Here is a 20,158-nt window from a genome sequence, read left to right on the forward strand (position 1 = left end):
TGAGGCGGCAAGTTTGCCGCCTCGTGTCGTCGGTTAATTTGTTTAGCGGGTCGGAGCCGCGGGCCCGGTATCCTCGGCGGGTTCAGTAACCGCCGGGGCCGAAGCCGGTGCCTGTTCCAGAATGGAAGCTGGCTTGGTGTGGCTGTTGGACTGCAGTGCAAGAATGATGCTGGTGATCATGAATGCACCTGCCAGAATCGCAGTGGTACGGGTCAGCAGGTTCGCAGCGCCGCGTGAACTCATCACGCCGAAGCCACCGCCTCCGCCGCCGCTGTTACCGCCGATACCAAGCCCACCGCCCTCGCTGCGCTGCACGAGAATGACGGCAATCAAGCCAAGCGCAAGAAGAAGGTGGATTACCAGAATGACTGTTTGCATGGTCTCGAAACTCTTGTCCTAACTTCCGATCCGAACGCAATTTGGCCCGGATCGGGCATAAATTTGATGCGTATTTAACGCGTTTTATGGCTGTTGGCTAGGCGCAAGTTTCAATAATTTTCCAAAAATCTTCAAGCTTGAGGCTCGCCCCGCCGACAAGCGCGCCATCCACATCTTCAAGGGCAAGCAATTCCGCCGCATTGGACGGTTTGACCGAACCACCATAAAGAATCCGGAATTCGTTCCCATCGGCAAAGCGTTTGACAAGCTCGGCCCGTATCGCGGTGTGAACTTCGGCGACTTCGGCAACACTTGCGGTACGTCCGGTTCCGATTGCCCAGACCGGCTCATAGGCGATCACGGTATTCTTTGCGGTTGCCCCGTCCGGGACCGAAACAGCCACCTGCCCGTTTACAACAGACAGTGTCGCACCAAGATCGCGTTCCTGTTCGGTTTCACCGACACAGACCACAGCAATCAGATCGGCATCATGTGCCGCGATGGCCTTGCGGCGGATATCGGTTGAACTTTCACCATGATCAGCACGACGTTCCGAATGACCGACCAGAACATACCCAGCGCCGATATCGGCCAGCATGGGTGCAGCAATGTCACCGGTATGCGCACCCGATACGGCTGCGTGGCAATCCTGGCCACCAACGCCAACCGCACTGTCCTTGGTGACGCCAACCACATCAGACAGCAGTGTCGCAGGCGGACATACAAGAATATCGCAGCCCAGAGTTCCCTTTTCGGATGCCTTTGCAGCAAGTCCGGATGCCAGCGCAAGACCATCCGCACGCAAACAGTTCATTTTCCAGTTTCCGGCGATCAGGGGACGGCGTTGGGTCATGGGAAGCTACCTCGTGCTGGTCGATTTCAGATAAATTCCTTTGATAACAATTCGATATCACATCAATAGCAATCGTTACGAATTGTTACAGGATCAATTTCGAAGCGGCTTTTAGCATGTCCACCGCACCGGGCCAAGTCCCGGAAAACACGCGTTCATGCATTTCGTTTGGAATTGCAATGATCTTCTATGCAATCGGCTGTTGCCGCTGTTACCTCTCGCCATTAAGATGCCCGGCAATTTCGTCGGGATTTGCGTCCCTGGGCGATCATAATTAAAAGCTGTCGATACATTATATCGACACCAAACCACGAATTGTTAGGCTTATCATATGCTTGCTGGCATTCGCACATTTTCGAAATCAATCTTTGCCAAAGTGATCTTTGGCGTGATTGCACTGAGCTTCGTTATCTGGGGCCTGAACGCATCGATGCTGAATCTTGGCACATCGCGTGAAGTTGCCGAAATCGGCAGCCAGAAGATCACCCCGGTCGAACTGGAACGCGCCTTCCAACGCAGCGTGCAGAATATGCGAAATGTATTCGGCCCGAATTTCAACCAGCAACAGGCTGTCCAGATGGGTCTTCTGAACAATACGGTTCAGTCGCTTGTCTCGCAGAAGGTGCTGCGTGAAGACGCCAAGGATATGGGGATCGGCATCAGCGACGATAAAGTCCGCGATACCATCTTTGCGTCGGACAACTTCAAGGACCCGACCACCGGCCAGTTCAGCCGCGACCGTTTCCTTCAGGCTCTTTACACTGCGGGCTACACCGAACAGGAATTCATCGAAGGTGTTCGTGGCGATCTGATGAGCCAGCAGGTTGTCGGCAGCCTTACCGGCACGGCGGCTGTTCCTGAAATGCTGGCAAAGCAGATTGTTGCCTATCGCAATGAACAGCGTCGCGGTTCGTTCTTTGCCCTGAATGGTGCAGAGTTCGATGATATCGCCGTTGCAGATGACGCCACCCTTCGCAAATTCCACGAAGACAATGCAGCGCAGTTCACGGCACCGGAAAGCCGTGACGTAACGCTTGCAACGCTGAGTGCTGCGGACCTGATTGCGACGGTCACTGTTAGCGAAGACGAAATCGCGGAGTCCTACAAGCAGCGCGAAGCAGAGTTCCAGACCCCGGAAAAGCGCGTTGTCGAGCAAATCCTGTTTGCGCCGGGTGATGAACAGTCCGCCCGCGAAGCTTACAAAAGCCTTCAGGGCGGTGCCGATTTCATGGAAACGGCCAAGGAAGCCGGCATGGATGAGTCGATGGTCAAGCTTGGCGAATTCACCGCCAACGACATTTTGCCTGACCTGAGTGCCGCGACCTTTGCCCTGCCCGAAGGCGGTTTCTCCGAACCTGTTGAAACGGCACTTGGCTGGCATATCCTGCGTGTGACGTCGGTAACGCCGGGCAGCATTCAGTCGCTTGACGAAGTCCGCGACGAGATTGTCGACGGGATCAAACAGTTCAAGGCCGAAGACGCGATCTATGATCTGGCGGCCAATTTTGACGAAGAACTGGGTGCTGGCACCCCGATCGAAGACGCTGCACGCGATGTCGGAGCAAAGACCTACAAGCTTAACGGTATTGTCCGCGGCGAAGGTCTTGCCGGCGAAAACATCGACGGGGCTGACGAGATCAATGAAAAGATCTTCGAGCTTGAAAACGGCGAGGAAAGCTTCCTTGAAGAAACCGCATCGGGCACCCGTTATGTTGTCCGGGTTGAAAATGTAACGCCGTCGGCATTGCGCCCGTTCGAAGATGTCCGCGAAGATGTCATTGCCGCCTGGAAGTCCGAAGAACGCCAGAAACTGATGGTTGCCAAGGCCGAAGAACTTGCCAACAGCGTCAACACATCTGGTGCTGACCTTTCAGCAGTTGCATCGGAAAATGGCGCATCGGTCAAGGAAAGCGGCCTGACCAAGCGGACCGGACAGGGCCTTGGCGCTGATGTCAATCCGGCGGTTGCAGCAGCCCTCTTCACGCTTGAAGACGGCAAGGCCAAGGCAATCCAGACCGGTGAAGACGTCCTGGTTGTGCGTCTTGACGAAATCAAGCAGGCCAATGTCGAAACCGCAGATGCCCAGCCGGTCAATGATGAACTCAAACAGGCGATCAATGAAGATATCCTGTCGCAGTATCTTGACTATCTGCGTGATGAAATCTCGGTCACGGTCAATAACAGCGTGATTAACGGGCTTTACGCCCCGTCCGCTGCAAACTGACAGCCACACAAAAGGGCGACCGGTTGATCCGGTCGCCCTTTTTCTTTTATGACATTTACGACCAAGACCAACATTTGGATAGACCATGGAAATCAAACCGGATTTCAACAGCTTCAAGCAAAATTACGATAACGGCGTCTCGCAGGTTCTCTGGACTGCGTTGACGGCAGATCTGGATACGCCGGTTTCGGCTTTCCTCAAGATCGCCGAAGGCATGCCCAATACCTATTTGCTTGAATCTGTTGAAGGCGGCGCTGTTCGCGGTCGGTATTCGTTTCTGGGCCTTAAACCCGACCTGATCTGGCGTTGTTTTGGCCACAAGGCCGAACTGAACCGCCGTGCAATGGCCGATGCCGACGCCTTCGTCGACGAAACCGAAGCCCCGCTTGAAAGCCTGAAGAAGCTGATTGCCGAAAGCCATATCGAACTGCCCGACAACCTGCCGCCAATGAGTGCCGGTCTGGTTGGCTATATGGGCTATGACACAGTGCGCCTGATGGAAAAGCTGCCAGACAGCAACAAAGATGAACTTGGCGTACCTGATGGCATTTTCATTCGCCCTACCGTCACGGCAAGCTTTGACACCATCGAAGATACTGTAACCGTCGTCACCCCGGTCCGCCCGGAAGACGGCATTGATGCCAATGCGGCTTATGATCTGGCCTGTGCGCGTCTGAATGACGTGGTGATGCAGTTCCAGCGCAATCTGTTCATCGATCGCCGTTCCAAATCCGTGCCCAATACCCTGCCCGATCCGAAAGTCAGCGTGGATGAAGCCGGGTTTTACGAAATGGTCGACAAGGCCAAGGAATATATCCGGGCTGGTGACATTTTCCAGGTGGTGCTGTCGCAACGCTATACGCTGCCCTATCAGTTACCGCCCTTTGCGTTTTATCGTGCACTGCGACGGATCAACCCGTCACCTTTCATGTTCTATCTTGATATTGGTGGTTTCCAGGTGGTCGGCGCCAGCCCGGAAATTCTGGTGCGGCTGCGCGACGGCGAAGTCACCATTCGCCCGATTGCCGGAACACGCCGGCGCGGCAAAACGCCAGAAGACGACAAGGTCATGGCCCAGGACCTTCTGGATGATCCGAAAGAACGATCCGAGCATCTGATGTTGCTTGATCTTGGTCGCAATGATGTCGGGCGCGTGTCAAAACCGGGCACCGTGCGCGTCACAGATCGCGAACAGATCGAATATTATTCCCACGTCATGCATATCGTTTCCAATGTCGTCGGTCAGATTGACGAAACGAAATATGACGCCATGGATGCGCTCAAGGCCGGGTTCCCGGCTGGAACCGTATCGGGTGCCCCAAAAGTTCGGGCCATGGAAATCATTGATGAACTGGAATCGGTACGGCGCGGTATTTATGCCGGGTGTATCGGCTATATCTCGGCCGACGGGTCAATGGATACCTGTATCGCGCTGCGCACCGCCGTCATCAAGGACGAGAAAATCCATATTCAGGCCGGTGCGGGAATTGTCGTCGACAGTAAACCGGAACTTGAACACAAGGAATGCCGCAACAAGGCCGGTGCATTGATGGCCGCGGCCCGCGAAGCATACCGGTTCGCATAATATCCAAGCTGATCAAATACCAAAGGACCGCAATCATTTGCGGCCCTTTTAATGTCTGAATTTTTCAGAATATTGAACTAACCGGTTACGCTTTGTGATGACCGGCGCAAGATATCCGTGACCGGTACAAGCACAAAGCCGCGTGCTTCGATTTCGGGTATCCATTTTTGAAGGGCACTGATCGTCAGGTCACGGGGATGACCAATGGCAATCGCATATCCCTGTTTGGCTGCTACACGTTCGGTACGCGCCAGCATTTCTGCGATTTTTTCCGCATCATCCGCATCATCGATGAAAACGTCGCGTGTGATGGCGGGAACGCCGAATTTGTTGGCGGTCGAATAGCCTACCGATGTGGCGCTTGTACGCGAATCAAGGAACATCAATCCGCGCGACTTCATGACTTCCATCACGATCTGCATCCGTTCCGGATCGGATGTGAATTTGCTGCCCATATGGTTGTTCACACCGACATAACCGTCAAACCGGTCAAGCATCCAGTTCATTTCACTGAGGATTTTTTGACGATCATAGGTCGCAAGCAGCGCATGTGGCCCCGGATCCACCGCAGCAGATGACGGCTCCATCGGCATGTGAAGCATGACCTCGTGCCCGGCAGTGCGTGCGGCATTGACTTGCGGCTGCAAATCGCGGGCATAGGGCAAATAGGAAATCGTGATCGGTCCGGGCAGTTTGACCGTGCGCGCGGTGCGCGGCTGATCCAGACCGGCATCATCAATCACGATTGCAATGACCGGTTTTTGCCCGGCATCGGGGGCAAGGGCCGCAAATTTGCGCCAGGGCACTGAATTGTCTGTCGGCGTAGCAGTTGTCAGCGCCGGGCTATCCGTACCGCTTTCACCAGGCAAGACCGATGTTTTGGAGTCTGGTTTCGGGTTTTCGACGAAATCCGAAAGGTTTTGTCCACCCTGCCCCTGATTTTTGCCCTGATTTGCCGTCTGGCGCCCGTTTTCATCAATCAGATAGCCTGTACGCCCCTGAATGCCCGGGGGCGGTGTGTCGGGAAGCTGATAATCCTTGCGCAGCATCGGCTTTGTTTCGGGTGCCGCAAGTGTGTAGTCCGGTGCACGCTGATCGGATGCACGGCCGAACTCGTCGGACGCGCGGTCAAGCTCAAGCATGCTGCCAACGGCAATAATGGCCGACAGCGTTCCCGCAACAAAGGCCCCCCCCAGCATCAGGCGGCCAATGCCACCCGATTTCTTTTTCGGTGCAGCTTTTTTGCGGTTGGATTTTTTGGGTGCCGCCTTTTTTCGTTTGGCGGTCGTTGCCCGGCGTGCCACGCGGTGGTCTCCAGTATCGTTTTCTGGGTCGCTCGTAGGCTCTGCGAAGATGACCTCGCAGTTCCTTCCCATATGGTGATTATAGACCGATCATGTCGGATATTGTCGGGATGTTTTAAATCGGTGCTGGTTAGCACCGGGTTAAGAGATCCTTTATGCGCGGGCGACAACAACCGGCTGTAGGAAAAAACCCTTACCCTGCTTCCGCTTGACGTAGCGGCAAGGGCGTTTATTCTCTGCCGACCTTCATGTGCACAGGCGCCTTTTCCGATGTATCTCCTCATCGATAATTACGACAGCTTCACATTCAATTTGTGGCATTATCTGCGCGAACTCGGCCCCGAGGTCGAAGTGCGCCGCAATGATGAGATTTCCGTTAAAGATGCTCTTGCTCTCAAGCCCGAAGGCATTGTGATTTCACCTGGCCCCTGTGATCCGGAACGTGCAGGTATCTGCCTTGATCTGATCAGGGAAGCAGCCGGAAAGGTCAAACTTCTGGGCGTGTGCCTTGGCCATCAATCCATCGGGCAGGCTTTTGGCGGCAAGGTTGTTCGCACCCCCGAATGCATGCATGGCAAAACCGATGCCATGACCCATTCAGGTGCCAGCGTCTTTGCCGGTCTTCCAAGCCCGTTTGAAGCAACGCGTTATCATTCTTTGGTGATTGAACGCGAAACTTTGCCTGACAGTCTTGAAATCACGGCCGAAAGCGCGGATGGTCTGATCATGGGCGTTCGGCACAAAACCCATCAGATACATGGCGTTCAGTTCCATCCCGAAAGCATCGCATCGGAACATGGCCACGCATTGTTAAAGAATTTTATCGACTTTACCGGCGCCTGAAACCGCACCGGACCGCAAACCGAGGAACCCCGAATGTCGACTGATAATGATCTGAAGCCAATTCTGGCCAAAGTCGCAGATGGTGAAAAGCTGACCGAAAGCATGGCCGAACAGGCCTTTAACGTGCTGATGTCGGGTCAGGCAACCCCGTCGCAGATGGGGGCTTTCCTGATGGGGTTGCGCATTCGGGGCGAAACCGTTGACGAAATTACCGGGGCAGCACGTGTCATGCGTGAAAAGGCCACCGGCATCATTGCCCCGGAAAATGCGGTTGATACCTGTGGCACAGGTGGTGATGGCAGCGGCACCTTCAATATTTCAACCGGTGCGGCGATTGTTGCCGCCGCCGCAGGTGCGACCGTTGCCAAACACGGCAACCGCGCGGCATCGTCGAAATCGGGTTCGGCTGATGTTTTGATGGCGCTTGGTGTCAATCTTGATGCCGATATGAAATTGCTGGAAAAGGCCCTTGGCGAGATTGGTCTGTGCTTCATGATGGCGACCCGTCACCATTCGGCGATGCGTCACGTGATGCCGACCCGCGTTGAAATGGGCACACGCACGATCTTTAACCTGCTGGGTCCGCTTGCCAACCCGGCAAAGACCAAACGCCAGGTTCTTGGCGTCTTTGCCAAGGAATGGGTCGAACCGGTTGCCCATGTGCTCAATCGCCTTGGATCGGTTCATGCATGGGTGGTTCATGGCCACAGCGGTCTTGATGAAATCTCGACCACGGGCCCGACCTTTGTCGCCGAAGTCAAAGACGGCAATGTTAGGACCTTTGAAATTTCCCCGGGCGATTTCGGGTTTGAGACAGCAACGCTTGATGACCTTAGGGGCGGCGATGCGGATGTGAATGCCAAGGCCATTCTTGACCTTCTGGCAGCGAAAAAAGATGCCTATCGCGATATCGTTCTGATGAATGCCGGGGCGGCACTTGTAGTGACCGGCGTTGCCAGCGATCTTGCCGATGGCATCAAAAAGGCATCCGAAGCAATTGATAGCGGCAAGGCCGCAGAAACGCTTCAGGGTCTTGTCACCATTACCAACGAAGGAAACGCAGCGTGAGCGACGTTCTTAAGAAAATCTGCGACGACAAACGCGAACACGTTGCCGCCTGCAAGACCCGCAAAAGCCTTGCCACGCTTGAAGCCGAAGCCAAAGCACAATCGGCACCGCGCGGCTTTATCAAGGCCCTTGAAACCAGTGTTGCCGATGGCCGTTATGGCCTGATTGCCGAAATCAAGAAAGCATCCCCGTCCAAGGGACTGATCCGCGCCGATTTCAATCCGCCGGAACTGGCAAAGGCCTATGAGGCTGGCGGGGCAAGCTGCCTTTCGGTTCTGACCGATATGCCCTATTTCCAGGGGGATGACAGCTATCTTGTGACGGCGCGCGCTGCTGTTGACCTTCCGGCATTGCGCAAGGATTTCATGGTTGATCCCTACCAGATCACCGAAGCACGCGCCTTGGGGGCTGATTGCATTCTTTTGATTATGGCAGCCCTTGAAGACGGACTGGCTGCCGAACTTGAAGATGCGGCACACAGCCTTGGCATGGATGTTCTGATCGAAGTTCACAACGCGCCGGAACTTGAACGTGCCCTGAAACTGAAATCGCGTCTGGTCGGGGTCAATAACCGTAACCTCAAGACCATGGAAATTTCGCTGACCACGACCGAAGAACTGGCTGGCATGGTCGATAGCGACCGTCTTCTGGTCGCCGAAAGCGGATTGTTCACGCCCGAAGACCTTTCACGCATGGCCAAGGTTGGTGCGCAATGCTTCCTGATTGGGGAAAGCCTGATGCGTCAGGACGACGTCACTGCGGCAACCCGCAACCTTCTTGGCCTTGCGGCGTAATAATCAGAGCTTGCTACGGCTGGCTATCCTATTAGTCAGCCGGGGCGTTAATGGGATCTATGTGCGTGAAGACCCAGTAACGCAGATTGAGCGGCAGCATCTCTTGTCCGCTCTGGTGAACCCGCGCCCCAAGCATGTCGTTACCTTCCAGTTCATCAAACCGTGAAAAGACAAAACAAAAATTCGGCGTGAAACAAAGCTTATCCCGATCATGATAGGCTTCTCCGGTAAAAGTTCCCCAAGTCGCTTCACCGGACCAAGAAATGGCACCTCGCCCTCGAATCAAGGTTTGACCGCCTGTATCTAGCGACGCCCGGAATTGCAAGGCGGTTGCCGGATTAACAAACGTGAATGATTTGCCGGTAAGAGTGGCTTCGACCTCTTGGCGACTTAGCTTTGCGTAACCAGGGGGCAAATATGACGGATCTTGGTATTCTCTTTCCAGAATAGTTGTTCCAACTTCACGAAGATGATCAACTTCATTTTCGGCAAGGAGCCTCTCTGGCATATGCTGGATACCGCAGGCCTGAAGAAGTACAAAAGTTCCGCTAAAAAGAAATTTAGTGTATCTATTCATATGAGTAGACATTTCATGCAACCAGTAAATTTGCGTGTATTTTTGAGTTATCATGCAATTATAAATAAAACAAGGAACCACCGTGGCAGACCAACTTTCCCATATTGATGCCGGTGGCAACGCCGTGATGGTGGATATTTCGGACAAGACCGATACCACCCGCGTTGCCATTGCCAAGGCGCGGGTATTGATGTCTGCGCAAACGGCAAAGCTGATTGCTGATCGTGGCCACAAAAAGGGTGATGTTCTTGGCATCGCGCAGCTTGCCGGGATCATGGGGGCCAAAAAGACACCCGACCTCATTCCGCTTTGCCATCCCCTGCCCCTGACATCGGTGACGGTTGATCTTGAACTGGCCGATGATGTTGACGGGGTTGATATCACCGCGACCTGCAAGACCACCGGCAAGACCGGTGTCGAGATGGAGGCGTTGACAGCGGCCTCTGTCGCAGCCTTGACCGTATTTGACATGTGCAAGGCCGTCGACAAGGCCATGCAGATTACCGATATCCGCGTCACCCGCAAGGAAGGCGGGAAATCGGGGACTTTCATCGCAGATTAGGGTGTTTGCGGGCGGGCGGCTACCATTCAAAACCCGCAATTATTGCCTGAATCACGGCCAATCCGTTGTTTTTGGCCCGATGCGCTTGACCCGACAAAAGAACTAAAGTAGAACATTTGTGTATCCTTTTTGTTCTTGCTACAGGTTCGGGAAATATCATGCTGACGCGCAAGCAATATGAGTTGCTGGTCTATATTGACAATTACCTTCGCGATCACGGTATCTCGCCCTCTTTCGATGAAATGAAAGAGGCCCTGAACCTTAAATCCAAATCGGGGATCCATCGTCTGATTACCGGGCTTGAGGAACGCGGTTTTATCCGCCGTCTTGCGCATCGCGCCCGTGCGCTGGAAGTCATCCGGCTTCCGGAAAACAGCGACGATGACACCCCCGAAACCCCGAACAACGTCACATCCATTGCCAGTGCGCGCAAAGCCCCCCATCGTCCGGCAACCGTGCCCACGGCCTTTGCCGAAACCGGCGAAGCCATTTCGCTTCCACTTTATGGTCGCATTGCTGCGGGTACCCCGATCGAGGCATTGCGTGATCAAAGCACCATGGTTCAGGTGCCCGCTGCCCTTTTGGGATCAGGCGATCACTATGCACTTGAAGTATCGGGTGATTCCATGGTCGAGGCCGGCATCCTTGATGGTGATACCGTCCTGATCCAGCGGTGCGAGCAGGCCCATGACGGCACGATTGTCGTTGCCCTTGTCGATGACAGCGAAGCGACCCTTAAGCGCCTTAAACGCGGGCGCGGTGAGGTTCTTCTGGAACCGGCGAATGCCCGGTATGAGACGCGCGCCCTGTCACCGGATCGCGTCCGTATTCAGGGTCGTCTGGTCGGGTTGCTGCGCCAGTATTAAGCCACCGACAACTACACACACAAAATCGCCCGCTGTGATCTTCGCACGGGCGATTTTGTGTATTCGGGATCAGTGCATCCGACCCGGTCCAGGTACGACCACTGATTACCGTTGCGATGGAGCAGCTTTGCCGCCAATCACGATCCACGGCCAGTGACCGGATATTGCCCGCACGGTTTCAAATGACGACCTTCCCTGATCAAGCTTCGCCGTATCAAGGGCCACACCGCCCTGCCACCACAAAACGTCATCATCAATCATCACCCGCGCCCCGTCCTGGCGACAGTTTCGGATTGGCAAATCGTTTTTTAGCGTAATCACAAGATCGGCATTGCGACAGGCATAGAACGGATTGGCCAGACTGGTTGCGACAATGGTCCTAGTCTCCTTATCACCAGTGCCAGTGACCACAAGACACGGATCGTTTTTACAATGCCTTATTCTTGCGGCTTCATCTTCCGGACGGATGCCAAAACGGCTCATCCACAGGGATTTTTGGAAATCACCAAGCCCGTCGGCCAAATGCAGGATTTCCTGTTCCCTGTCATAAACGGCCCAGCTTTCCTGATCACCCGATACAAGAACATCCGGTGTTTGGTGGGTCACCTGCGCAATGATGGCGATGATCAAAAGCGGCCCGGACACCACAAGGGCAATCTGATCGCGCCAGATCACGGCCCACGCAATTGCCAGCAACAAACAGGCGGTTGCCACATCACCGAGCCCGGCCACATACCACAAACCCCATTCCTGGGCGGCGACAAGGGATGCTGTTTTGATCAGAACAGTCAATCCGGGCGCCATCAGTGCAAGCACACCGCCCGCCAACCCGAATGGCATCAATGCCAGCGTCAGGACAATTAACGGCATCACCCAAAATGCCATTATCGGAATGGCAACCAGATTGGCAACAATGCCAAGCACCGATATCCGCCCGAAATGAAATCCGATAATCGGTGCTGTCACAACCGTCACAATGACACTGGTGATCAAAAGCCCCGCCATATAGACCACAAGACGTTCATGCCACGGACGTCCGCCATGGCGGTCAAGCCATCGACGCCCGGGCCCGTCATAAAAGGCAACAAGTGCCCCGACAGCAGCAAAGGAAAGCTGAAAACTGGCACCAAGCACCGCATCGGGCCTTAACACCAAAACAACCAGTGCGGCCACCCCCACCAACCGTAACGATATGGCACGGCGATCAAGCAACAGAGCAATCCATACGACCAGCAACATCACAAAGGCCCGCTGCGTCGGCACTGTTGCCCCCGACAGTCCGAGATAAATGAACCCCGCCCCGGCGGCCGCAAGTGCCGCCCATTTTTTGACCGGATAGCGCAATGCGATCCCCGGTATCGCAGCCAACCCAAGACGCACCAGAAAGAAAACGGTTCCGCACAGCAACCCCATATGCAATCCGGAAATCGCCAAAAGATGGGCCAGCCCGGATTTCCTCAGATCCTCGGCAATTTCAGCAGTGACATCGCCGCGTTCACCGATGATCAATGCTTTGGCAATCCCGGCCTCGGGCGCGGTTACATATCGATTGATCACGTCGGATGTTTTCTGACGCAGATGTTCAACAATCGATCCTATGCCATTGTTTTCATATGCATCCTTCTCGCTCAACACTTCAAACTGACGGCCGAATGCAAACCCGGTTGCGCCGATCTGGCTGAAATAAAGGTTGCGCGCGAAATCGGGATCACCGGGAACCGACGGCGGGCGCAGTGGAAACAACCGTGCCTTTACGCGCACCTCATCACCGATTGAAAGCGCGCTGTCACCGAGAAAACTAAGCCGGACATTCCAATCATCGGAAAGACCCTGAATATTTGTCGGATCAAGGGTAACGCGCATGCGACTGCCGCGGGGTTCAATACCGATGACAGTTCCGGTGATTTCGGTCGAATAAAGGGTTCTGGTCGGGATGTTTTCCGGTCCCAGTTCCGTATGCAGGGCACTGATCAGACAACCTGCTGTGATACTGGCCATCAGTTGCATCAAAAATGCCAGCCAGGCTTTGCTGCGAACCATCCAGAACGCGCAGACCGAAAGAATCACGGCAACTGAAATCTCTGCAACGGAAATGCGCGCAGGAAGCAAGAAATAAAGGGCACATCCCAACCCAAAGAAGATAACAGAGGACAGAAACCATTTATTTCTTTGGCTTGTAACAACAAATATGACTTGCGAGAAAAACCCCGCAAGCCTTTGTTTTTTAATACTTCTTGTAAAAGTATTACGACGAATGTCCAATAGCCCGCCTTAAGCTTAGTTTCTATCTAACATCGGCTGTGGTGCAACAGCGTGTCATTTGTGCTATAGCCTGCACGCCAAAAGTCCATACGACAAGCGACAACATCCAGATAGCGGATAGATTGAATGACGGTTGTTACCCGTTTTGCCCCGTCTCCGACCGGGTTTTTACACATCGGCGGCGCACGCACCGCCCTTTATAACTGGCTTTATGCCAAGCACACCGGCGGCAAATTCTTGCTGCGTATTGAAGATACCGATCGCGAACGTTCAACGCCCGAGGCCGTCGAAGCCATTTTTGACGGACTCAACTGGCTTGGCCTGACCGCAGACGATGAACCGACCTTCCAGTTCGCCCGTCGCGACCGCCATGCCGAAGTTGCACAACAATTGCTGGATGCCGGCAAGGCATATTATTGCTATTGCACGCCCGAAGAATTGACCGCGATGCGCGAAAAGGCCCGCGCCGAAGGCCGCCCGATGAAATATGACGGCACCTGGCGTGATCGCGATCCGTCAGAAGCCCCGGAAGGTGTAAAACCTGTCGTGCGTCTCAAGGCGCCACAGGATGGCGACGCCGTGATCAATGATCAGGTCCAGGGCGAAGTCCGCGTCGCCAATGAACAGCTTGACGATTATGTCATTCTGCGTGGCGACGGCACCCCGACCTATATGCTTTCGGTTGTTGTTGATGACCATGATATGGGCGTTACCAACGTCATTCGCGGTGACGATCACCTGACCAACGCGTTTCGCCAGAAGGCGCTTTATGACGCCATGGGCTGGGATGTTCCGACCTTTGCCCATATTCCGCTTATTCACGGGCCGGATGGTGCGAAACTGTCGAAACGTCACGGTGCGCTGGGTGTTGATTCCTATCGTGACGAGATGGGTTTCCTGCCGGAAGCCGTGAACAACTATCTCCTGCGTCTGGGCTGGGGCCATGGAGATGATGAAGTCATTTCCCAGGAACAGGCCATCGAATGGTTCGACATCAAGGATGTTGGCAAGGGTGCGGCACGTTTCGACTTTGCGAAGCTGACAAACCTTAACGGCATTTACATGCGTCAGGCCGACGATAAACGGCTTGTAGACGAGATTTCCCAACGGGTTGCGACCATTATTGGAACCGATGCAATTGATGCAGCGCAAAAAGAAATCTTGATCAATGGCATGTCAGGCCTTAAAGAAAGGGCCAAGACACTTATCGAGCTCGCCGAATCTTCGGCCTTCTATGTTACTGACGGCGTATTGTCCGTTAACGAGAAAGCTCAGTCCCTGATCGATAGCGCACCTGAAGGTCTGTTTGCAGAATTGGCCAACAGTCTTGAAGCGCTTGAAAGCTGGACCGAAGAGAACGTTGACGCATGTGTTCGTGCAACTGCCGAGAAACTTGATCTTAAACTCGGAAAAGTTGCGCAGCCCTTGCGGGCGGTGCTTACCGGTTCCAATTCTTCACCAGGCATCTTCGAAGTAATGATCGTGCTTGGCAAAGAGCAAACGCTGAAACGCATTCGACATTTCGATGCATAACAACAGCGAATTATAAAAAACTAATAGTCTGTTTGCGCTTAATGCGCCGCAGCATTATGCTGCACCCAACTTGAAACCGTGTTCGTTCAAACAGGGAAGGAAAAATAAGTCATGGCTCAGAATTCCAAGACTTCCCACACCGTAACACTGACCGACAATGCCACTGGCAAGTCGTTCGAGATGCCGGTGATTGAGGGTAGCGTAGGCCCGTCTGTTATCGACATTCGCAAGCTGTACGCTGAAACTGGATATTTTACCTATGATCCGGGCTTCACTTCGACCGGCTCCTGCCAGTCCGAGCTGACCTATATTGACGGCGACGTAGGGATCCTGCGCCACCGTGGTTATGCGATTGACGATCTTGCAGAAAACTCCGACTTCCTGGAAGTCTGCCATCTGTTGCTGTACGGGGAACTCCCGAACGCCACCCAGAAGGCACAGTTCGAAAACGACATCACCATGCACACCATGGTGCATGAGCAGATGCGCAATTTCTATAACGGCTTCCGCCGTGACGCGCATCCGATGGCCATCATGTGCGGTGTCGTTGGCGCAATGTCTGCTTTCTATCATGACAGCACCGACATCAATGATCCGCAGCAGCGTCTGATCTCGGCTTATCGCCTGATTGCGAAAATGCCGACCATCGCAGCGATGGCATACAAGTATTCGATCGGTCAGCCGTTCCGTTATCCGAACAACAAGCTGGGCTTTGCTGAAAACTTCCTTCAGATGATGTTTGGCAACCCGTGCGAAGAATACGAAGTCAATCCGGTTCTGGCCAAGGCAATGGATCGTATCCTGATCCTGCATGCTGACCACGAACAGAATGCTTCGACTTCGACCGTGCGCCTTGCCGGTTCTTCGGGTGCGAACCCGTTCGCTTGTATTGCTGCTGGTATCGCGTCCCTGTGGGGCCCGGCACACGGCGGTGCGAACGAAGCGGTTCTGGTTATGCTTAACGAAATCGGCGATGTGAAAAACATTCCGGAATTCGTTGCAAAAGCAAAAGACAAGAACGATCCGTTCCGTCTGATGGGCTTTGGTCACCGCGTTTACAAAAACTACGATCCGCGCGCCAAAGTCATGCAGGAAACCTGCCACGAAGTTCTCAAGGAACTCAACATCAGCGATCCGCTGCTTGACGTTGCTCAGGAACTCGAACGCATTGCACGTGAAGACGAGTACTTCATCGAGAAGAAACTCTATCCGAACGTCGACTTCTATTCGGGCATCATCTTCAAGGCGATGGGTATCCCGGTCAGCATGTTCACCGTGCTGTTCGCGGTTGCACGTACCGTCGGCTGGATCGCCCAGTGGAAAGAAATGATCGAAGATCCGTCGCAGAAAATCGGTCGTCCGCGTCAGCTGTTCACCGGCGTCGCAGAACGTCCGTTCGTTCCGGTCGACAAACGTTAAGTCGTACCGACGACGATCTGAACAAGATCAAAAAAAGGCCCGGAGAAATCCGGGCCTTTTTGCATTTCAATTCCGGTGAACAGGTATTGGCTGTTCACCGGATAAACTGTGTTACCAGCTGCCGGTATTTTCCATGCTTACCCATGGTTCGGCCGGCTCAAGGTTGCCGCCCTTCTGAAGGAATTCGATCGAAATTCCGTCAGGCGAACGCACAAACGCCATGCGGCCGTCACGCGGCGGACGGTTAATGGTAACACCGGCATCCATCAGTTTCTGACAGGTTGCATAGATGTCGTCGACCTCATAGGCGAGATGGCCGAAATTGCGCCCACCGGTATAGCTTTCCGGATCCCAGTTATAGGTCAGTTCAAGTTCCGGGGCCTTGGTTGCCTTGGCACTTTCGATATCAGCCGGCGGAGCCAGATAGATCAGGGTGAAACGCCCCTGCTCGCTCTCGATACGGCGGGTCTCTTTCATGCCAAGCAGATCGCAATAGAATTTCAGCGATTCATCGACATTTTCGACACGCACCATCGTGTGCAAATAACGCATAGCAATGTCTCCGTCATGGATTGATCAATGACCTGAAACTAAATGCATTTCACGACCGATGCCAGTCGTTAGCCATTATTTTTTAGCGATAATTGCCAGAATTTGTTCGGCTGCTTTTTCGCTGGGCGCGCGATCCCCGAAACCAAGCATCTGGCATGCCTCGTCAAATCCGGCCTTTTGCTCTTCATATGCCGGGGTCGCATTCAGCAAATCTTCAAGCGCAGGCAAAATCGCCTTTGCCCGGCATTTGTCCTGAAGAAACTCGGGGATCAATTTCCGCCCCAAGACAAGATTGACAATGGTGACTGTGTCAATCTTGATCAAACGTTTGGCGATCCAGCCCGTAATCGCATTGACCTGATAGGCAATGACATGCGGCACACCGGCAATCGCCAGTTCCAGCGATACCGTACCCGATGCGGCAAGGGCACAATTGGCCGCCGCAAACGCATCATGCCGTTCCTGATCGGTCGTAACGACAATCGGCGATAACGGCCAGTCTTGCATTTCGTCGGTTACCGTTTGCGCCACCTTGCTGACCGTCGGCACGACAATACGGGTATCGGGATATTTTGCAGCAATGGCGTCGATGACCTCGCGGAAAATCGGCAACAGACGCTTTACCTCGGAATTGCGGCTGCCGGGCAATACCGCCAAAAGCCGTTTATCCGCGTCCAGATCGTGTTTGGCCCGAAACCGTTCAGCATTGCCGTCATGACGCTCTTCGACCGCTGAGTGGCCGATAAAGGTGGTTGGAAGGCCTTCTTTTTCAAAGTATGGCGGTTCAAACGGCAATAGCGCGAGAAGATGGTCCAGAAATCCGGCAATCTTCTTTGCCCGTCCCTCACGCCAGGCCCACACCGATGGTGCGACATAATGGATCAGGGGAATGCCTTTGCCTTTCAGTTTTTTACCAACGCGAAAACTGAAATCCGGGGCATCTATGGTTACGACGGCGTCGGGCCTTTGTGTTTTGGCAAATTCCGCCGTTTGCGAGATCCGTTTGAGCAGATGCGGAATATGGGGCACGACTTCGGTCAGTCCCATGACGGACATCTCATTCATCGGAAACAGGCTTTTCAGGCCCTCGCTTTCCATTCTCGGGCCACCGACACCGATGAAACGGGCTTCCGGTTCCTGACGTTTAATTGCCGCCATCAGACGCCCGCCCAGCTGATCACCGGATGCCTCGCCCGCAACAAGCATGATTTTAGGCCCGGTTGCCGGGGCATCATCAGTCATTTTCGGGATCCCCGTCATGGTCAGGACGGATGCCAATGACAAACATCCCGAGCCTGTCCGCACGTTCAATCACAGCCGACCGGTCAATGATCATTGTCCCACCAGCCAGAAGCGCAATACCACACAGGCCTGCCTTGTGGGCTTCTTCCACCGTCGTCAGACCGATGGCCGGAAGATCAAGACGTTTGTCCTGCTGGGGCTTTGATGATTTGACCAGAACTCCGCCAACGCCGTCACGACGATAATTGGCTGATCGACGCACCATTTCATCCGTGCCCTCGATCGCTTCGAGTGCCAGAACAAGCCCCTGTTGAACGACACATCCCTGCCCGACATCCGCCTGACCAAGGATCCGGGCAACCCGCAAGCCATGTCTGGCGTCACTTAATGCCTGATCATCGGGTTTGATGGTGCCAAGAACGCCTTCTGAAACAGCAAGATCTGTCAGAATTTCGTGCGCACCAACCAGTCGAAAGCCTTCGCGTTCAAGCTCCTGACCGACCAGACGCAGCAATCCGTCATCGCCCAGTGCCTTCATGCCGACTTTCATCAAAAGCTTGGCCGCGCGCCAATCAGGCCGAATGGCCGTAAAACTTGGGCGGGCGACCTTGCCGGCAAGGACGACATCCTGACAAGCATTGTCACGCATGGCGTCCAGAATCTTGGCAGCAGCCCCCAGCCTTGCCGTTATTCCGGGATATTGGTCGAGTTCGGGGTCATCGGCGTGGCGGTCAAGTTTCACAACGAAAACAGCCCGCCCGGCCGTCTGCGCAGCAGAAGCCAAGCGGGCCGGAAGCGCCCCGCCCCCAGCAATAATCCCCAGTTTCGGTAGCGGATTATCCTGCGGAGCTGTCATATTTCGGCGTACACACGGAACGCATGCTTTCCGCTTTGAGGAAGTTGATGATTTCCATCACCGGACCGACACCCTCGAAGTCTTTGGCAACTTCTTCTACGCGCTCGGCCAGTGTTCCTTCCTGGGCAAACAGCAAACGGTATGCCTTGCGCAGGGAATGGATGGTTTCACGATCAAATCCGCGCCGTTTCAGGCCGACAATGTTCAGGCCCGACAGATATGCACGGTTGCCGATCACCGACCCATAAGGGATCACATCGCTTTCGACACCGGTCATGCCACCGATCATGGCGTGTTTGCCAATGCGCACAAACTGATGCACGGCCGACAATCCGCCAACAATCGCGAAATCTTCAACCACAACATGCCCGGCCAAAGTGCCGTTATTGACCAGAATGCAATGATTTCCAACGTGACAATCATGCCCGACATGGGCCCCGGTCATCAGCAGGCAGTCATCGCCGATGGTGGTCTCCATCCCGCCACCTTCAGTACCGGGATTGAGGGTCGCACCTTCGCGAATTTTAGTGCGTTTTCCGACGATAAGGCGGCTTTGCTCGCCCTTGAACTTCAAGTCCTGCGGCGCATGACCGACCGAAGCAAACGGATAGACTTCGCATTCCTCGCCAAGGGTCGTGTGCCCGGCCATCGCAACATGGCTGTGCAATTTGACACGGTCACCCAAGACAACATTCGGACCAATAACGCAATACGGCCCGATTTCGACATCCTGACCAATCTGCGCGCCATCTTCGACAACGGCGGTTGGATGCACTTTTGACATTATCAGTTATCCCGGATCATCGCGGCGATGGTGGCCTCGGCAACGACCTGACCGTCAACCTTGACCTGGCTTTCGAACTTCCAGACCGGTCCGCGGCTTTGCTTTTTGGTGACATGAATATGCATGACATCACCCGGTGTAACCGGCTTGCGGAAACGGGCGTTATCGATGCTCATGAAATAGACAAGTTTGCCTTCGGCATCCGCACCCAGGGTCTGAACAACCAAGATGGCCGCAGTTTGCGCCATGCTTTCAACGATCAGAACACCCGGCATGATCGGCTGCTGCGGGAAATGACCGGTAAATTGCGGCTCGTTCATCGTTACGTTCTTGATGCCGGTTGCGGATTCACCCTCGGCAATATCGACAACCTTGTCGATCAACAGGAACGGATAACGGTGCGGAATCATTTCCAGAATGCGCTGAATATCAACACTTACCAATTCGGTCATGTGT

Annotated in this window: 19 protein-coding genes; 9 read left to right on the forward strand and 10 right to left on the reverse strand. The window is 54.2% G+C overall.

What is annotated here, in order from left to right:
* Positions 1-42: 42 nt before the first annotated feature.
* Positions 43-378: a preprotein translocase subunit SecG gene (gene secG / locus M9H61_RS04750; RefSeq protein ID WP_068518958.1), complete on the reverse strand. Its 336-nt coding sequence runs from the start codon at positions 376-378 to the stop codon at positions 43-45.
* Positions 379-475: 97 nt separating this feature from the next.
* Positions 476-1,231: a triose-phosphate isomerase gene (gene tpiA, locus M9H61_RS04755; protein ID WP_250283679.1), complete on the reverse strand. Its 756-nt coding sequence runs from the start codon at positions 1,229-1,231 to the stop codon at positions 476-478.
* A 331-nt stretch (positions 1,232-1,562) separates the two neighbouring features.
* Here tpiA and M9H61_RS04760 point away from each other — a divergent pair, with 331 nt between their 5' ends.
* Together M9H61_RS04760 and trpE are read left to right on the forward strand one after the other, a co-directional pair.
* On the forward strand, positions 1,563-3,455 hold the full coding sequence (locus tag M9H61_RS04760) for a peptidyl-prolyl cis-trans isomerase (RefSeq protein WP_250283681.1): 1,893 nt from the start codon (positions 1,563-1,565) through the stop codon (positions 3,453-3,455).
* Positions 3,456-3,540: 85 nt separating this feature from the next.
* Entirely contained in the window at positions 3,541-5,040 is a 1,500-nt protein-coding gene (trpE, locus tag M9H61_RS04765; RefSeq protein WP_250283683.1) for an anthranilate synthase component I, read from the forward strand.
* A gap of 77 nt (positions 5,041-5,117) precedes the next feature.
* Here the strand turns inward: trpE and M9H61_RS04770 are convergent, their stop codons facing one another.
* Entirely contained in the window at positions 5,118-6,344 is a 1,227-nt protein-coding gene (locus M9H61_RS04770) for a divergent polysaccharide deacetylase family protein (protein ID WP_250283684.1), read from the reverse strand.
* Between the two features lie 270 nt (positions 6,345-6,614).
* Here M9H61_RS04770 and M9H61_RS04775 point away from each other — a divergent pair, with 270 nt between their 5' ends.
* Genes M9H61_RS04775 through trpC form a run of 3 tightly spaced genes read left to right on the forward strand, consistent with a single transcriptional unit; the run spans position 6,615 to position 9,049 of the window.
* Positions 6,615-7,187, forward strand: a complete 573-nt coding sequence (locus M9H61_RS04775) for an aminodeoxychorismate/anthranilate synthase component II (RefSeq protein ID WP_250283686.1) — start codon at positions 6,615-6,617, stop codon at positions 7,185-7,187.
* 33 nt (positions 7,188-7,220) lie between these two features.
* On the forward strand, positions 7,221-8,255 hold the full coding sequence (gene trpD, locus M9H61_RS04780) for an anthranilate phosphoribosyltransferase (protein WP_250283687.1): 1,035 nt from the start codon (positions 7,221-7,223) through the stop codon (positions 8,253-8,255).
* Positions 8,252-9,049, forward strand: a complete 798-nt coding sequence (gene trpC, locus M9H61_RS04785) for an indole-3-glycerol phosphate synthase TrpC (protein ID WP_250283689.1) — start codon at positions 8,252-8,254, stop codon at positions 9,047-9,049. The genes trpD and trpC overlap by 4 nt, the downstream gene beginning before the upstream one ends.
* A 31-nt stretch (positions 9,050-9,080) precedes the next feature.
* On the opposite strand, the gene M9H61_RS04790 is transcribed toward trpC, so the two are convergent.
* Positions 9,081-9,638 (reverse strand): hypothetical protein, encoded by a 558-nt coding sequence (locus tag M9H61_RS04790; RefSeq protein ID WP_250283691.1) that lies wholly within the window; start codon positions 9,636-9,638, stop codon positions 9,081-9,083.
* 70 nt (positions 9,639-9,708) lie between these two features.
* On the opposite strand from M9H61_RS04790, the gene moaC reads away from it, so the two are divergent.
* Positions 9,709-10,188 (forward strand): cyclic pyranopterin monophosphate synthase MoaC, encoded by a 480-nt coding sequence (gene moaC / locus M9H61_RS04795; protein WP_256469488.1) that lies wholly within the window; start codon positions 9,709-9,711, stop codon positions 10,186-10,188.
* Between the two features lie 158 nt (positions 10,189-10,346).
* Positions 10,347-11,054 (forward strand): transcriptional repressor LexA, encoded by a 708-nt coding sequence (gene lexA / locus M9H61_RS04800; protein WP_101246310.1) that lies wholly within the window; start codon positions 10,347-10,349, stop codon positions 11,052-11,054.
* Positions 11,055-11,159: 105 nt separating this feature from the next.
* Here lexA and M9H61_RS04805 read toward each other — a convergent pair whose 3' ends face one another.
* Positions 11,160-13,316 carry a ComEC/Rec2 family competence protein gene (locus M9H61_RS04805; RefSeq protein WP_250283693.1) on the reverse strand — a complete coding sequence of 719 codons (2,157 nt, stop codon included), beginning with the start codon at positions 13,314-13,316 and terminating at the stop codon, positions 11,160-11,162.
* A 126-nt stretch (positions 13,317-13,442) separates the two neighbouring features.
* Between M9H61_RS04805 and gltX the strand changes: the two genes are divergently transcribed.
* The gene (gltX, locus tag M9H61_RS04810) at positions 13,443-14,849 is read left to right on the forward strand and encodes a glutamate--tRNA ligase (protein WP_228195568.1); all 1,407 of its coding nucleotides are present in this window, start codon (positions 13,443-13,445) and stop codon (positions 14,847-14,849) included.
* A 111-nt stretch (positions 14,850-14,960) separates the two neighbouring features.
* Positions 14,961-16,268: a citrate synthase gene (locus M9H61_RS04815; protein ID WP_068518946.1), complete on the forward strand. Its 1,308-nt coding sequence runs from the start codon at positions 14,961-14,963 to the stop codon at positions 16,266-16,268.
* 111 nt (positions 16,269-16,379) lie between these two features.
* Here the strand turns inward: M9H61_RS04815 and M9H61_RS04820 are convergent, their stop codons facing one another.
* The 5 genes from M9H61_RS04820 to fabZ all read right to left on the reverse strand — a co-directional run bounded on the left by M9H61_RS04820 (position 16,380) and on the right by fabZ (position 20,154).
* Entirely contained in the window at positions 16,380-16,820 is a 441-nt protein-coding gene (locus tag M9H61_RS04820) for a VOC family protein (protein WP_068518945.1), read from the reverse strand.
* A 75-nt stretch (positions 16,821-16,895) separates the two neighbouring features.
* The gene (gene lpxB / locus M9H61_RS04825) at positions 16,896-18,062 is read right to left on the reverse strand and encodes a lipid-A-disaccharide synthase (RefSeq protein ID WP_250283695.1); all 1,167 of its coding nucleotides are present in this window, start codon (positions 18,060-18,062) and stop codon (positions 16,896-16,898) included.
* Complete coding sequence (locus M9H61_RS04830) at positions 18,055-18,918, reverse strand: LpxI family protein (protein WP_250283697.1); 864 nt, start codon at positions 18,916-18,918, stop codon at positions 18,055-18,057. The genes lpxB and M9H61_RS04830 overlap by 8 nt, the downstream gene beginning before the upstream one ends.
* Positions 18,899-19,702: an acyl-ACP--UDP-N-acetylglucosamine O-acyltransferase gene (gene lpxA / locus M9H61_RS04835; RefSeq protein WP_101246314.1), complete on the reverse strand. Its 804-nt coding sequence runs from the start codon at positions 19,700-19,702 to the stop codon at positions 18,899-18,901. The genes M9H61_RS04830 and lpxA overlap by 20 nt, the downstream gene beginning before the upstream one ends.
* A gap of 2 nt (positions 19,703-19,704) precedes the next feature.
* Positions 19,705-20,154 (reverse strand): 3-hydroxyacyl-ACP dehydratase FabZ, encoded by a 450-nt coding sequence (gene fabZ, locus M9H61_RS04840; protein ID WP_068518941.1) that lies wholly within the window; start codon positions 20,152-20,154, stop codon positions 19,705-19,707.
* Positions 20,155-20,158: the final 4 nt, after the last annotated feature.

This window comes from Thalassospira sp. GO-4 (genome assembly GCF_023588965.1).
Classification (GTDB): Bacteria; Pseudomonadota; Alphaproteobacteria; order Rhodospirillales; family Thalassospiraceae; genus Thalassospira; species Thalassospira povalilytica.

Excerpts from the sequence above, each read along its gene's own strand:
- secG (WP_068518958.1), bottom strand. The coding sequence starts at position 378 with ATGCAAACAGTCATTCTGGTAATCCACCTTCTTCTTGCGCTTGGCTTG.
- tpiA (WP_250283679.1), bottom strand. The coding sequence starts at position 1,231 with ATGACCCAACGCCGTCCCCTGATCGCCGGAAACTGGAAAATGAACTGT.
- M9H61_RS04760 (WP_250283681.1), top strand. The coding sequence starts at position 1,563 with ATGCTTGCTGGCATTCGCACATTTTCGAAATCAATCTTTGCCAAAGTG.
- trpE (WP_250283683.1), top strand. The coding sequence starts at position 3,541 with ATGGAAATCAAACCGGATTTCAACAGCTTCAAGCAAAATTACGATAAC.
- M9H61_RS04775 (WP_250283686.1), top strand. The coding sequence starts at position 6,615 with ATGTATCTCCTCATCGATAATTACGACAGCTTCACATTCAATTTGTGG.
- trpD (WP_250283687.1), top strand. The coding sequence starts at position 7,221 with ATGTCGACTGATAATGATCTGAAGCCAATTCTGGCCAAAGTCGCAGAT.
- M9H61_RS04790 (WP_250283691.1), bottom strand. The coding sequence starts at position 9,638 with ATGTCTACTCATATGAATAGATACACTAAATTTCTTTTTAGCGGAACT.
- lexA (WP_101246310.1), top strand. The coding sequence starts at position 10,347 with ATGCTGACGCGCAAGCAATATGAGTTGCTGGTCTATATTGACAATTAC.
- gltX (WP_228195568.1), top strand. The coding sequence starts at position 13,443 with ATGACGGTTGTTACCCGTTTTGCCCCGTCTCCGACCGGGTTTTTACAC.
- M9H61_RS04815 (WP_068518946.1), top strand. The coding sequence starts at position 14,961 with ATGGCTCAGAATTCCAAGACTTCCCACACCGTAACACTGACCGACAAT.
- M9H61_RS04820 (WP_068518945.1), bottom strand. The coding sequence starts at position 16,820 with ATGCGTTATTTGCACACGATGGTGCGTGTCGAAAATGTCGATGAATCG.
- lpxB (WP_250283695.1), bottom strand. The coding sequence starts at position 18,062 with ATGACTGATGATGCCCCGGCAACCGGGCCTAAAATCATGCTTGTTGCG.
- M9H61_RS04830 (WP_250283697.1), bottom strand. The coding sequence starts at position 18,918 with ATGACAGCTCCGCAGGATAATCCGCTACCGAAACTGGGGATTATTGCT.
- lpxA (WP_101246314.1), bottom strand. The coding sequence starts at position 19,702 with ATGTCAAAAGTGCATCCAACCGCCGTTGTCGAAGATGGCGCGCAGATT.
- fabZ (WP_068518941.1), bottom strand. The coding sequence starts at position 20,154 with ATGACCGAATTGGTAAGTGTTGATATTCAGCGCATTCTGGAAATGATT.